The sequence below is a fragment of the Niallia circulans genome (assembly GCF_003726095.1).
Classification (GTDB): Bacteria; Bacillota; Bacilli; order Bacillales; family Cytobacillaceae; genus Niallia; species Niallia circulans_A.
The window spans coordinates 1,998,926-2,011,717 of the sequence record NZ_CP026031.1 but is presented as its reverse complement, the minus strand read 5'-3'; the positions used below and the strand labels follow the sequence as shown (position 1 = coordinate 2,011,717).

The 12,792-nt window shown below is 34.4% G+C and carries 15 protein-coding genes; 12 read left to right on the top strand and 3 right to left on the bottom strand.

All coding sequences use genetic code 11. The annotated features are described in order from the left end of the window. Positions 1 to 125: 125 nt before the first annotated feature. The 5 genes from C2I06_RS09810 to phoU all read left to right on the top strand — a co-directional run bounded on the left by C2I06_RS09810 (position 126) and on the right by phoU (position 4,525). Positions 126 to 1,094, top strand: coding sequence for a PstS family phosphate ABC transporter substrate-binding protein (locus C2I06_RS09810; protein ID WP_095333875.1), 969 nt, complete (start codon positions 126 to 128; stop codon positions 1,092 to 1,094). A 68-nt stretch (positions 1,095 to 1,162) separates the two neighbouring features. Next, the gene (gene pstC, locus C2I06_RS09805) at positions 1,163 to 2,113 is read left to right on the top strand and encodes a phosphate ABC transporter permease subunit PstC (protein ID WP_123257986.1); all 951 of its coding nucleotides are present in this window, start codon (positions 1,163 to 1,165) and stop codon (positions 2,111 to 2,113) included. Between the two features lies 1 nt (position 2,114). Beyond that, positions 2,115 to 2,993: a phosphate ABC transporter permease PstA gene (pstA, locus tag C2I06_RS09800; protein ID WP_123257985.1), complete on the top strand. Its 879-nt coding sequence runs from the start codon at positions 2,115 to 2,117 to the stop codon at positions 2,991 to 2,993. 20 nt (positions 2,994 to 3,013) lie between these two features. Further along, on the top strand, positions 3,014 to 3,835 hold the full coding sequence (gene pstB / locus C2I06_RS09795; protein ID WP_095333881.1) for a phosphate ABC transporter ATP-binding protein PstB: 822 nt from the start codon (positions 3,014 to 3,016) through the stop codon (positions 3,833 to 3,835). Positions 3,836 to 3,871: 36 nt separating this feature from the next. Then, entirely contained in the window at positions 3,872 to 4,525 is a 654-nt protein-coding gene (phoU, locus tag C2I06_RS09790; protein ID WP_095333883.1) for a phosphate signaling complex protein PhoU, read from the top strand. A gap of 188 nt (positions 4,526 to 4,713) precedes the next feature. Here the strand turns inward: phoU and C2I06_RS09785 are convergent, their stop codons facing one another. After that, on the bottom strand, positions 4,714 to 5,202 hold the full coding sequence (locus tag C2I06_RS09785; RefSeq protein ID WP_095333885.1) for an endolytic transglycosylase MltG: 489 nt from the start codon (positions 5,200 to 5,202) through the stop codon (positions 4,714 to 4,716). Between the two features lie 4 nt (positions 5,203 to 5,206). Continuing rightward, the gene (locus C2I06_RS09780; RefSeq protein WP_095333887.1) at positions 5,207 to 5,596 is read right to left on the bottom strand and encodes a hypothetical protein; all 390 of its coding nucleotides are present in this window, start codon (positions 5,594 to 5,596) and stop codon (positions 5,207 to 5,209) included. Positions 5,597 to 6,053: 457 nt separating this feature from the next. Between C2I06_RS09780 and C2I06_RS09775 the strand changes: the two genes are divergently transcribed. The 7 genes from C2I06_RS09775 to C2I06_RS09745 all read left to right on the top strand — a co-directional run bounded on the left by C2I06_RS09775 (position 6,054) and on the right by C2I06_RS09745 (position 11,783). Then, positions 6,054 to 6,761 carry a DUF4912 domain-containing protein gene (locus C2I06_RS09775; RefSeq protein WP_095333889.1) on the top strand — a complete coding sequence of 236 codons (708 nt, stop codon included), beginning with the start codon at positions 6,054 to 6,056 and terminating at the stop codon, positions 6,759 to 6,761. Continuing rightward, positions 6,758 to 9,208, top strand: a complete 2,451-nt coding sequence (locus tag C2I06_RS09770) for a glycosyltransferase (RefSeq protein ID WP_095333891.1) — start codon at positions 6,758 to 6,760, stop codon at positions 9,206 to 9,208. The genes C2I06_RS09775 and C2I06_RS09770 overlap by 4 nt, the downstream gene beginning before the upstream one ends. A gap of 25 nt (positions 9,209 to 9,233) precedes the next feature. Beyond that, a complete protein-coding gene (locus C2I06_RS09765) occupies positions 9,234 to 9,860 on the top strand; it encodes a hypothetical protein (RefSeq protein WP_095333893.1) in 627 nt (208 codons plus the stop codon). Between the two features lie 67 nt (positions 9,861 to 9,927). After that, positions 9,928 to 10,077: a 50S ribosomal protein L33 gene (rpmG, locus tag C2I06_RS09760; protein ID WP_016204868.1), complete on the top strand. Its 150-nt coding sequence runs from the start codon at positions 9,928 to 9,930 to the stop codon at positions 10,075 to 10,077. Positions 10,078 to 10,148: 71 nt separating this feature from the next. After that, positions 10,149 to 10,718 (top strand): 5-formyltetrahydrofolate cyclo-ligase, encoded by a 570-nt coding sequence (locus C2I06_RS09755; RefSeq protein WP_095333895.1) that lies wholly within the window; start codon positions 10,149 to 10,151, stop codon positions 10,716 to 10,718. Further along, the gene (locus tag C2I06_RS09750; protein ID WP_235850357.1) at positions 10,690 to 11,484 is read left to right on the top strand and encodes a DUF92 domain-containing protein; all 795 of its coding nucleotides are present in this window, start codon (positions 10,690 to 10,692) and stop codon (positions 11,482 to 11,484) included. The genes C2I06_RS09755 and C2I06_RS09750 overlap by 29 nt, the downstream gene beginning before the upstream one ends. Positions 11,485 to 11,582: 98 nt before the next feature. After that, positions 11,583 to 11,783, top strand: a complete 201-nt coding sequence (locus tag C2I06_RS09745) for a hypothetical protein (protein WP_095333897.1) — start codon at positions 11,583 to 11,585, stop codon at positions 11,781 to 11,783. Between the two features lie 274 nt (positions 11,784 to 12,057). On the opposite strand, the gene C2I06_RS09740 is transcribed toward C2I06_RS09745, so the two are convergent. Continuing rightward, positions 12,058 to 12,561, bottom strand: a complete 504-nt coding sequence (locus C2I06_RS09740; RefSeq protein WP_095333899.1) for a DinB family protein — start codon at positions 12,559 to 12,561, stop codon at positions 12,058 to 12,060. Positions 12,562 to 12,792 lie beyond the last annotated feature (231 nt).

Sequence of the window (12,792 nt, the reverse complement as noted above, 5' to 3'; positions counted from 1 at the left end):
GGCGAAAACCCTCTAAATTTACAATGTGTTTACATTGATTTACAAATAGTTAAAACCAAGTTAATACTAAAGTCTTATAGTTATCTTGTAAACAAAACAAGCATCCTTAGGGGGTAAAGAGAAAAATGAAGAGCCTTAAAACAGTAGGATTGACAGCAATGATTGGAACAATGTTAGCATTATCAGCGTGTGGTGGAAATAACGATGCCAGTTCATCTAAGTCATCTGATTCATCAAAAGATAATGGAACTGAACAATTATCTGGCCAAATAAAATTAGACGGTTCATCAACTGTATATCCAATTATGGAAGCAATCGTTGAAGAATACCAAGCAGAGCAGCCAAACGTGAAAGTTTCTGTAGCATCATCTGGTACAGGTGGCGGCTTCAAAGCATTTATTGCAGGGGAAACAGATTTCAGTAATGCATCCCGTCCAATTAAGGATGAAGAAAAATCAGAGTTAGAATCAAAAGGAATTGACTATACAGAATTAAGATTAGCATATGACGGTTTATCTGTTGTAGTGAATAAAGATAACACATGGGTTGACCACTTAACATTAGATGAATTAAAGAAAATCTGGCTTGAAGATGGTACAACAAAAAAATGGTCTGATATCCGTGAAGGATGGCCAGAAGAAGAAATTAAATATTATTCTCCAGGAACTGATTCTGGAACATTCGATTATTTTGACGAAGTGATTTTAGAAGAGCAGCCAATTGCTAAAGCAGCGACATTATCAGAAGACGATAATATTTTAGTACAAGGGGTAACAGGCGATAAAAACGCAATTGGATACTTTGGCTATGCTTATTATGCTGAAAACAAAGATAAGTTGAAAGTAGTACCAATCGACGGAGGGAACGGCCCGGTTGAACCAACAAATGAAACGGTTGAAAGTGGCGAATATTCCCCATTATCAAGACCATTATTCACTTATGTAAAAAATGAATCGGTGAAAAAAGATGAAGTAGCTGATTTTGTAGAATTCATGATTGAAAATGCGGCTGACTTATCAGAAGATGTAGGCTATGTAAAATTGCCAGATGAGGAATACAAAAAAGATTTAGAATTAATCGAAGGACTTAAGTAATAAGTTTTGATGGAAAGCTTTGTACTTAGCTTTCCATCTTGCTGTTGGATTAAGGGGGACTTAAAAGCATGATTAAACAAACGACAAATGTGCATGCAAGATCTGTACAAGAATTAATTGCTGAAAAAAAACAAAAAAATAATTTAAGTAAGCTGTTAGAAAAAATTATGCCTAAAGTATTATTGATTACTGCAATCTTTTCGGTATTAACGACGCTCGGTATTCTATTTACATTAGTAATGGAAACATTTACTTTTTTCGAAAGAGTGAATATAAAAGAGTTCTTAACAAGTAAATCATGGTATCCATTTTCTGATCCAGGTTCTTTTGGAATCATGCCACTTGTGTCTGGAACGTTAAAAGTAACGCTGATTGCTGGGATTGTTGCTGTGCCAATAGGGTTGGCATCTGCCATTTTTTTAAGTGAATACGCGAGTGATAGAACAAGAAGAATAATTAAGCCAATTTTAGAAGTACTTGCTGGTATTCCAACAATTGTCTACGGTTTTTTCGCTTTAACATTTATAACACCATTACTTAGATCCATTATTCCTTCTTTAGAAATGTTTAATGCTTTAAGTCCAGGAATTGTTATTGGGATTATGATTACGCCAATGATTGCTTCTTTATCAGAAGATGCAATGAGTGCTGTTCCCAGAGCAATGCGGGAAGGAGCATTAGCAATGGGTTCTACTAAATTAGAAGTTGCTTTAAAGGTAGTCTTACCTGCTGCAGTTTCTGGAATTGTTTCTTCCATTGTATTAGCTTTATCAAGAGCAATTGGGGAAACAATGATTGTCGCAGTTGCAGGAGGCAGTACACCTAATCTAAGCTTCAATGTAACAGAATCTATACAAACTATGACAGCCTATATTGTTCAAGTAAGTCAAGGAGATGCAGGATATGGAACAACGATTTATTACAGCATTTATGCGGTTGGATTTACATTATTCCTGTTCACTTTCTTGATGAATCTGCTTGCTCAGTACATTTCTCGTCGTTTTAGGGAGGAATATTAAGATGAAGTTAGTAAACCATTCAGAAGTTATTAAGCGAATGAAACCAAGATTAATGAAAAACATCATAATGAAAGGATTATTTTTTAGCGCAACTTTATTTGGTTTAATTGTTCTTGGTGTCCTTTTTTATCGAGTATTGACTCAAGGAATTGGCTATTTAGATTTTCAGTTTTTAACAAGCTTACCTTCCCGTAAACCTGAAAATGCTGGCGTCTATACTGCATTGATAGGAACAGTGTGGCTTATGGCGGTAGTTGCACCTGTATCACTTTTGATTGGAGTGGGCACGGCGATATATTTAGAAGAATACGCAAGTAAAAATAGATTTACGAATTTTATTCAGATTAATATATCGAATCTTGCGGGTGTACCATCCATTGTTTTTGGTCTATTAGGATTGACACTATTTGTTCGTGCTTTGACACTTGGAACAAGTGTCCTTGCAGCAGGCTTAACAATGAGCTTATTAGTATTGCCAATCATTATTGTTGCAGCTCAGGAAGCTATTCGATCCGTTCCTAGTGAATTAAGAGAAGCCTCTCTTGGAATGGGAGCAACGAAATGGCAGACAATTGTCAGAGTAGTCATGCCTGCAGCTATACCAGGTATTTTAACTGGAGGAATATTGGCACTTTCTCGGGCAATTGGCGAAACTGCTCCACTAGTAGTATTAGGTTTACCTTTATTCCTAGCATTCTTGCCGAGAACTGTTTTTGATATGTTTACAGTGCTGCCAATGCAAATCTATAACTGGACAGGAAGACCGCAAGAAGAGTTTCAGAGTCTTGCAGCAGCAGGAATAATTGTTCTTTTAGTTTTATTGATTTTAATGAATTCTATTGCAGTATTAATTCGAAATAAATTTCAAAAACGTTATTAAACGTGTAGGGGGAACTTCAAATGAGTACAGTTTTTGCAGATAAAATTAAAAAAGCAGTAGAAATAAATGCTACAGACAGTAGAGTGAAAAACTCTGTTTATAAAACAAATCAGCTTAATTTGTGGTATGGGGATAACCATGCGCTGAAAAATATAGATTTAGACATTATCGAAAATGAAGTAACTTCTATTATTGGACCATCAGGCTGTGGTAAATCAACATATATCAAAACTTTAAATCGGATGATTGAATTAGTGCCAAGTGTAAAAACTTCAGGGGAAATTAATTATCGTGGCAGAAATATTTTTGATAAAGATTACGGAGTGGAAGAACTAAGAACAAAAGTTGGAATGGTCTTTCAAAAACCAAATCCATTTCCCAAATCTATTTATGAAAATGTTGCATATGGACCAAAAATTCATGGGATACGAGATAAGAAAATTTTAAATGAAATTGTCGAGAAAAGTTTAAGGGGAGCGGCAATTTGGGATGAAGTAAAAGATAGATTAAACCAAAATGCATATGGACTTTCTGGTGGACAACAACAGCGTCTTTGTATTGCAAGATGTCTTGCAATTGAACCAGATGTTATTCTTATGGATGAGCCAACCTCTGCACTTGATCCAATTTCGACATTAAAAGTGGAAGAGTTAGTTCAAGAACTAAAAGAAAACTACAGCATTATTATTGTTACACATAATATGCAGCAAGCAGCCCGTATCTCTGATAAAACAGCATTCTTTTTAAATGGAGAAGTAATAGAGTTTGATGTAACCGATAAAATATTCTCTAATCCAAAGGATAAAAGAACAGAAGATTATATTACAGGTAGATTTGGATAATTATTTAAGCTTAATTCCGAAAAAGGAGATCTTACTATGCCAGTTAGAGAGAAATTTGAAGCAGGGCTTAAGGAACTGCAAGAGAAACTGACAGAGCTTGGTGAATTTTCGATTCAAGCTCTTGAAAGATCATTAGAAGCACTTGAAACACAAAATATAGAAATGGCTTTAGAAATTATTGATGATGATCAAAAGGCTGATCATTTGTATGAAGAAATAAATGACTTTGCGATTCTATTAATTGCGAAGCAGGCACCTGTAGCAATTGATTTAAGAAGGATTATTGTTGGAATTAAGATTGCGACTGATATTGAAAGAATCGCAGATTTTGCTGTTAATATTGCAAAAGCTACTATTCGAATTGGGAATCAAGAATTAGTGAAACCGATGATACATGTTAAAAAAATGTTAGGGATTACTAACGAAATGCTGCGCTTATCCTTAAATGCTTATAATAAAGAAGACACAAAACTAGCTCGAAAAATCGCGGAAATGGATGATGAGGTAGATGCTTTAAATAAACAAGCGTTTGTGGAGCTTTTAGAAATTAGTAAAAATAAACCTGAGTATTTACAGCAAATTTCGCAATTGACATTTGTCTGTCGTTATTTAGAAAGAGCAGCAGATCATACTACTAATATAGCTGAAAATATTTTCTATTTAGTTAAAGGCAGACAATATGATTGGTAAATAAAAAAAGACCGGAACAAAGGATTTCACCCCAAATATTATACGGAGATACTAACAACATCTCTATAATATTTGGGGTTTCATTACTTCATAGCTTTTAACTAATTAGTGTGCTTCATTTATACTTAATAGCTAAATATGGATTGTTCGACCTTTTAGATTACTTATTTAATTATGTTCCAGTTCGTTTATTTTGTAAGAGTTTCGGCAATTTTTTTATGACTCATGTCACTAGTTAAAGGAAAGCTGCCAACTTGAATTTTGGTATGGTAGCCATTATCAATTAAGTATGTTTCAAACTCTTCTTGATCTTTGACGATTTTTTCTTTATATAATAACTCAGCAATTTCAGAAATGCTCATACCGCTTTTAACTTTTAACGTATAGGCAATGTTATCTTGTTGTTCTTCTGTTGGCTCTTCTTGTGTTTTCTCTTTTTCATTTGCTGCTGATTTTGCTTGCTCTTGTTTCTTCTCTGCTATTTGCTTTTGTAAATTATTATATTCGTCCTCTGCTAACACAGTAAACCCCTTTGTTTGAAGATAGGATGTTGCTTCAGATACACTTATCGTTGCTTGTTCTTGACTTTTATTTTCTAAATAGTAATAAAAACTTCCAATAATGCTTGCTGAAAGGAGCATTCCGATGGCAAATGAACGTAAACTATGTTTTTTCATTTAGTTACTTTTCGACCCTTTCCTTTATAATTTGCTGAACTTGAGTGATAGATAAGGAAGATTGACTGGCAATCTGCTCAATTGGTACACCACTTGCTGCAAGGGTCCAGACTTGGTTTTTAATAATAGCGTGAATGGGCTGTGGTTTATCCCTTTCCATTGCGGATGGTTTTTTTAGGGTAGAAGATGGCTTTAAAGAAAAATCTTCCTCACCGATCATTAACTCTTCTTCTAATAGTTTTAATTTCTTTTTTATTTTGTATAGCTCTTGTACTTGTTGAATGGAAAGCTGATCTATTTCCTCTCGTAAATCTTTAATGGGATCACGAAGGAAAAGAGACAGAATAAGAAGGAATAAAGAAATTCCTATAATTACTAACATTACAATTAACATAATTCACCTCAGAATAAAATCTTCATTTCAAATGATATAAATAATAAGAGACCTAAAGAAGAACAATGCAAGCTAAAGATATTTTATCATTAACTATCGGTAATTCCTATTAAATCAAGATCGTGGGTGACAATATTCGAATAGATGTGCGAAACAGTTAAGAATATGTCGTAATTCATCTGGAATTTTTAAAACCATATGTCGAATCGATGTTGTAATAGCTAATGGAAAAAGGCAAAAAAAAATTTTTTGCTCCATTACAATAAACGTATGTATGTTTAAGCATAATCCGACAAAATCTGTTCGTTGTGGCAATACTCATTCAGTGGTAACATAATAGATATAATTAGCGAACTAAAAGGAATCTTGTATGCATATACTAGTAAATTGCGGTACATACACCTATGAAATGAAATGACATTTGATAAATAAAATTTAGAAAGAGGTGCAATTTCTATTGATTGAACAAATTGTAAATTTAAGACGTAAAGGACTGTCTTTCCGGAAAATTGCCATCGAACTAAATTCAACTGTAGGAAAAGTTCAGTACCAATGGAAAAAATATGTGAAGGAACAAGAACAAGATGGGAATGTTGGACAAGCAGAGGAGCAAAAGAAGGCAATCCAAATGCAAAAGCAGGAATCATATATAACGGAAAGCTTTTGGACAAGCGTTGATTTATTAGCAAAGAAAAATGGGATGGAGGCTTGGTTAACGTCAGAAGACACTGCATTAATATTTTGGAGAATTCCCGAAGGAAAATGGCAGTTAATTTCAACTTATTATGATATTGATCCGGAAACTTGTTCGCTTGCAGTAAAGATTAATGATATAACTAGCATTATCTATAATGGAAGAAATGCGCATAATTCTCGTATTCTGCCTGTTGAAAATAGGCAAGAATCAGTTGTGTTACAGGACTTATCACCAAATAGAAGTTTTTGTTTTGAAATAGGGGTTCTTGATGTGTATCAATCCTTTTTACCGATATTACAGTCAAATCCCTTGCATACACCGAGAACTGCCCATAACCAAACAGGCCAACTAGCAAAGGATTTACAGGAGTGGGAGAATGGGGATGTTTCTGTCCCGAATTGGATTGAACATGTAAGCACTTATAGTTATTATGAATTAGAAGAGCAAGAGGATGTGAAAAAGAAATGAATGGTTCTTATTTTCAGCTGATTGTAATTAATAAGATTCCTTTTATGAACTATTTTTCAAAAGATAAACAGAAGAAAAAGGAATTATATACACAAACTATTAACTTTATCAAGTTTCTTTTCGAAACAGAAAAGAATCAACTTCCATATACCATTCAAATTGTTGTGCCGCCAATTTTTCTCGAACTGCTTGATGTGCAGTCATTTCGAGAAGAAATAACAGAATTTTTAGAAAAATACTGTTGCGATGATGAATTGTATTCTTTCTGGATAGAAAAAGAAAAAAATCTATTAAAGGTCCTTAAGTCGCTTCTTCAAGAAAAGCGGATCGAATTGCTGGCAAGTCCCGCTTCCTTTTCGCCTTTATCAAATGTATCGACAAGTACAGGTATTCAATTACAAATAGAGATAGGCTTATCTATTATTGATGATTATTTAGACTACCGACCGACAGGATTCTGGTTTCCAGAAGGAAATTTTTCACCTGGTTTAGATTTATATTTGAATAAAGAGAACTTTTCTTATAGCTATCTTAACAGTAAGACAATCAATCATAGTGATCCCTTACCAAGCGGTACAGGTATTGCAGTTGAATCACCACATAATATTGTGTTTTTTCCTGTTGAAGAAAAGCTGTATCAACTTTTTAAAGGGGAGAATGTAACGAAACAAATATGGGATAAATGGTTATTAGATTTGCTAGAATCCTATCCTCCATACATAAATGAGTCCATTTTATCCTTATCAATTGATTTAGCTGACTATGTGAAGATAACAGACGAGCTGAATAAAAGTATTCGTTATTTAAATGATGAAGGCTATGTGGTTCATATCATGCCTGAAACATATATAAAGCAATTCAGTCAAGGAATGGATCGTGTCCATCTCTGTGCTTCCTTCCTAGAACGTAGAGGGGGAGAGGCGGTTGTTACACATAGTTCTTTCTATGCTGCTTTAGCATTTTTGGAAAGAGAGCTTCATGAATGGAGACAAATTTCTTTACCACCAGCAACTAATAGAGTGCAAAAGCAATTGGAAAAGGAATGGTTGTTATTAAGCGCTCTCCTTTATCAAGATAATTGGACAAGTGAAGAAGTAACAAACCATCTAGAAGCGGCAAAGAAGTTAAGCGGATTTTGGATAGGACCAATCGATAAAGACTGGCTTTCCTTAAGAGAAAGAGAACAACCAATTTTAAATACAACAATCCAGAACCATAAAACGGTTCGGTCTCAAAAGGAACCAACAAACAAGAAGAGCATTTTAATCTTATCTTGGGAGTACCCGCCCAATCTAGTTGGTGGTCTTGGTGCTCATGTAGTTGGGTTAACAAATAGTTTAATAAAAAATGGCTATGAAGTTCATCTTGTTACAGCACAAGCGATGAACAAAAATCCAGAAGATGTAGAAGAAAAGGCTGGCTTATTTGTTTATCGAGTTAAGCCGATTTATAGTAAAGAGCAAAACTTTATTCACTGGATTGGCGGCTTAAATTTAGCAATGTGGGAAAAAGCAATAGAGATAGGAAAGAACACAACATTTGAATTAGTGCAAGCACATGATTGGCTAGTAGGTGCAGCTGCTATTTCTTTAAAGAATCAATTAAATATTCCTTTAATAGCTACCATCCATGCAACTGAGCATGGAAGAAACGGTGGTATCTATACGGAAATGCAGAAATTTATCCATAGGCAAGAAAGGCAGTTAATAGACACAGCTGATTCTTTAATTGTGTGCAGTGAATATATGCAGAATGAGATAATGACTATTTTTGATGTAGAACAAACGAAAATTAATATCATTCCCAATGGAGTCGAAATGCTGAAAAAGGAAGCCGTTTCAGCAGCTCCGGTTGATAATTTCTCAAGAGACAACAAAAAAGTTGTTTTTGCCATGGGGAGAATGGTAAAAGAAAAAGGCTTTGGAACATTATTAGAAGCAGCAAGAAAATTGCATAAAAAGCGAAATGATCTATGTTTTGTTATTGCTGGAATCGGTCCAATGTATGACGAATATCAACAATTTATTGAGAGACATCAATTAGCAGAAAGTGTTCATTTAATAGGCTATTTGCAGGAAGAACAGAAGAATGCACTCTATGCACAAGCAGATATAGTTGTTATACCAAGTTCCTATGAACCATTTGGAATCGTAGCATTAGAATCCCTTGTTTTCGCCATTCCAACGATTGTATCCCAGACAGGCGGCTTAAAAGGAATTATTAAGGATGGAGAAACAGGACTATATATGGAAACAAATAATGCAGAGAACTTAGTAAAGAATATCGAGTATTTGTTAGAAAATCCAGTCGTAGGTAAAGAAATTGGTAAGAAGGGGCAAATATTAGTTAGCCAGCTTTTTAGCTGGAATCGAATTGGCGAAGAGACAAAAAGAGTTTTTGATGAATTGATTGTACAGGCAAAGGTGAAGGAATCCATATCTAATTAAAAATATTAGAGTAGGTGAAGGAAGAATGAAAATTGAGGCCAATTTACAAAAAGACTATCAAAGTGTTCAAAGAAAGTTATTAGTAAAAAAAATAACGACAACTCCTGGAATCTGGGTTGATGGAAAAACGTATTGGATTCAAAATGGTTATGAAAAATTAATACCAGAACATTCTATTTCCGTTCATGTAAAACAAATACACAAGCACTCGAAAATTCAATATAATGAGATTTTCGTCAGAAATCACTCTCAAGAACCCCAAAAAATGAAAATCCTAGTGTTGAATTATTTTTCAAAAGCTTTTCATAATCATCTTTCTTTTGTATCACCTACGGAAAACGTTATCTATCATTCCATTGATGACCAGCTATATTTAGTAAATGGAGAACATAACTCAAACAGCATGGAACAGAGAACCGTACAACCTCTCTGGAATGTGCATACTGATCATATATGGAGCAATAATCAAAATGGAGTCCTAAAATATCAGCCTATGGCAAAAGGCTCCAGTGTAAGTATTTTTTCTTTAAATATGGAGGTAATGCCTCAATCAACTGGTATTAGTCGCGCTTGGTCCATTATGGGGACAGAAAAAAAGGATATTTTAGATATGAATCATATTCTAATGCAAACAAGTACTAGCATTTCCTAACAAAAGATGTTATCATATAAAAGTCGTATGCACGAACTAGCAACCTATAGTTTGGAGGGAAATAAACATGCGTGTAAACATTACGTTAGCTTGCACTGAATGTGGTGATCGTAACTACATTTCTAAAAAAAATAAACGAAATAATCCAGATCGTCTTGAGCTAAAAAAATATTGCTCAAGAGAAAAACGTACTACAGTTCATCGTGAAACAAAATAAGCAGAAGGGGGATATCCCTTCTGTTTTTTTTTCATATTTATAACGAAAATTGTAAAGAAGGTGTACATAAAATGCAGGAAAAAAAACATTTCCGATCAGAAATGATAAAACAACTCCAGTCAATTAATAAACCACTATATGAGCATATGTCCTACCAAATAGCTTCCCGATTATATAATGATGCTGCCTTTATCTCTGCTAGTCATATTGGGATAACCATTTCCAAATTTCCTGAGGTGGATACATACCAAATTATTCGTACAGCTTGGAAATTAGGCAAAAAAGTAAGTGTTCCAAAGTGCATACCTGCAACTAGACAAATGAGTTTTCGCGAATTAGAGCAATTTAATCAACTTGAATCGGTCTATAGTAACCTGTTTGAACCAGTTATAGAAAAAACGAAACAAACGGATTCCAAACAAATTGATTTACTGCTAGTTCCTGGATTAGCCTTTTCGCCTAAAGGATATAGATTAGGATTTGGGGGCGGTTATTATGACCGATTTTTGCAAAATTATGATGGACAAACAATATCACTGGCATTTTCCATGCAAATACAGCAGCAAATTCCCATTGAGAACCATGATTTAGCTGTTCAGAAGATCATTACAAATGAAGGAATTATTTGCGCAAATGAGTAGTATGATGTATGCAGTAGTCATTTTGTTTGTCTCTTATTTGGCATATAAACGCAGGTCATTAACGAAGAGTGGTGCGATCGCGGCTTTTTTTGTTGGGAGCGGAATTGCGCTAGGATTTGGCTCTAAAGGATTAGTAGTTCTAGGAGTATTTTTTGTTTCTTCTAGTATGTTTTCAAAATACAAAAGCAAAACGAAACAGACGATGGAGGACAAAACCAAAAAAGGGTCGAGACGTGATGCATGGCAAGTTATGGCGAATGGAGGCTTTGCAGCAATAGTTGGTATCATCTATTTTTTTACAAAAGAATCAGTCTGGATTATTGTATTCGCCATACTTCTAGCGGCTGCCAACTCGGACACATGGGCATCAGAGATTGGATCGTTAAGCAAGAAAAAGCCAATCTCTGTTCGAACGTTTAAACAAGCGGCCACTGGAACGTCGGGAGCGGTCAGTGTCCTAGGAACAATTGCAGCATTTGCTGGATCACTATTAATAGCTTTAACAGCGAATTTCTTATTTGCTCTGGAGCCTGGTAGTTTTGTGGTCATCCTTGTTTTTGGATTTTTAGGTAATATCGTGGATACACTTTTAGGTGCCTTTGTCCAAGTTGAATATAAATGTCCTGTTTGTGGTCGAATAGTTGAATCAAAAGTAGAATGTCACACTACCTTAGTGAAAACAAAGGGTTTTGCACTTTTTAATAATGATATGGTAAATGTTCTTTCCGGTTTTTTAGCTGCGTTGGTATATGTTTTTTTCTTTTAGTAATATTTTAACCGGGTCCATACAAGAACATTTTCATTCGTTAATATGGATAAAAAATAATATTATTACCAAACTAGTTAATAGGAGGGATTTCAAAAATGTCAAAAGTATTCTCCGTTTTACTAATTGTTTTAGGTGGATATTATTTATTTCAAAAACGATATCGTGTCATTAATACGGTATTAAGAAGTCCATTTATTCGTAAATATGCAGTTAGAATATTAATGAATATTCCAAGTGTAAAAAGAATGACAATGAATTCTGTTTTTGGACGTTCGCAAAATACGATTTATCAATGAATAAAAATGAACTGATGAGACGGAAAATAGCGTTTAAATGAGCTGGGAATAAGTAACCTCACAAAAATAAGAGCAAACAATTACAGAGAAGTAACGTAATTGATTGCTCTTATTGGCTTTTAAAAATTTACGGACAGCCAGTGTATGCCTGAATGCGCAAAGTCTTGTGAATCTAAGCTCTGCTTTTAAACTGTAAAAACTCAGTTGTCCCGCTAATCTAAGCTAAGTGTATTTAGTTTTCCTATTAGTATTACAAACGATATCTTTTTTACTTTTAAAGTGGTGGATTGTCTACCCCTATGCGAATCCAATCTTCTTTTGATGGTCCATAAACTCCAAAAGGCTTGATTCCAGCTTGACGCATCAGAATTGTAACTTGTCCACGGTGATGAACGATATGCTTAATGAGACCCATTAAAATTTGAGCATTTGTTTCTTCTCTGCCAAATGCGGTTTGCACGTCCTTTAAGGATTCGTCTGTCCATTGTTCTTCTATCACTTTGATTGCAGTAGAACTGAGAAGTTTAAATGTTGCGGCTATTTCTTTAGCTGTAGCTGGAATTATTTTTGCGTTATCTAGTTCATTTATTTTTAGCCCGAAATGAGCTAAATATTCAGGGATATTGGTTGTGAAATGCCAAACAATTCTTCCTAATGTTCGACCTTCAGGGTAGACTTTTTGCTGTAAAGATTCATCGGTTAAACCTTCTAAAACCTTTTGAGTCAGCTCTGCCTCCCACTTCCACTCTCTAATAAAGTCTGTAATCGTTACATACATAAAAATACCTCCATAGTCAAATGTCAAAGTTTTTTAATTTCATACAGGAAAAATTTCCGCTTTTTATATACGATAATTGCTTGATATCCTTTGACATAGTGCTAAATACTTGCTATCTTAATATCGAATCGAACAATTGTTCTTATGTGAATAATATCAAGAATATCGACATATATCAAATATCATTTGTTTGAGTGGTGAAAATTTGATAAATAGACATCGAAAAGGAAA

What these genes read in the sequence shown, in the direction of transcription:
- rpmG (WP_016204868.1), top strand. Translation starts at nt 9,928, where the DNA reads ATGCGTGTAAACATTACGTTAGCTTGCACTGAATGTGGTGATCGTAAC.
- C2I06_RS09755 (WP_095333895.1), top strand. Translation starts at nt 10,149, where the DNA reads ATGCAGGAAAAAAAACATTTCCGATCAGAAATGATAAAACAACTCCAG.
- C2I06_RS09770 (WP_095333891.1), top strand. Translation starts at nt 6,758, where the DNA reads ATGAATGGTTCTTATTTTCAGCTGATTGTAATTAATAAGATTCCTTTT.
- C2I06_RS09765 (WP_095333893.1), top strand. Translation starts at nt 9,234, where the DNA reads ATGAAAATTGAGGCCAATTTACAAAAAGACTATCAAAGTGTTCAAAGA.
- C2I06_RS09810 (WP_095333875.1), top strand. Translation starts at nt 126, where the DNA reads ATGAAGAGCCTTAAAACAGTAGGATTGACAGCAATGATTGGAACAATG.
- C2I06_RS09780 (WP_095333887.1), bottom strand. Translation starts at nt 5,596, where the DNA reads ATGTTAATTGTAATGTTAGTAATTATAGGAATTTCTTTATTCCTTCTT.
- C2I06_RS09750 (WP_235850357.1), top strand. Translation starts at nt 10,690, where the DNA reads ATGAAGGAATTATTTGCGCAAATGAGTAGTATGATGTATGCAGTAGTC.
- pstC (WP_123257986.1), top strand. Translation starts at nt 1,163, where the DNA reads ATGATTAAACAAACGACAAATGTGCATGCAAGATCTGTACAAGAATTA.
- pstA (WP_123257985.1), top strand. Translation starts at nt 2,115, where the DNA reads ATGAAGTTAGTAAACCATTCAGAAGTTATTAAGCGAATGAAACCAAGA.
- C2I06_RS09745 (WP_095333897.1), top strand. Translation starts at nt 11,583, where the DNA reads ATGTCAAAAGTATTCTCCGTTTTACTAATTGTTTTAGGTGGATATTAT.
- C2I06_RS09785 (WP_095333885.1), bottom strand. Translation starts at nt 5,202, where the DNA reads ATGAAAAAACATAGTTTACGTTCATTTGCCATCGGAATGCTCCTTTCA.
- C2I06_RS09740 (WP_095333899.1), bottom strand. Translation starts at nt 12,561, where the DNA reads ATGTATGTAACGATTACAGACTTTATTAGAGAGTGGAAGTGGGAGGCA.
- pstB (WP_095333881.1), top strand. Translation starts at nt 3,014, where the DNA reads ATGAGTACAGTTTTTGCAGATAAAATTAAAAAAGCAGTAGAAATAAAT.
- phoU (WP_095333883.1), top strand. Translation starts at nt 3,872, where the DNA reads ATGCCAGTTAGAGAGAAATTTGAAGCAGGGCTTAAGGAACTGCAAGAG.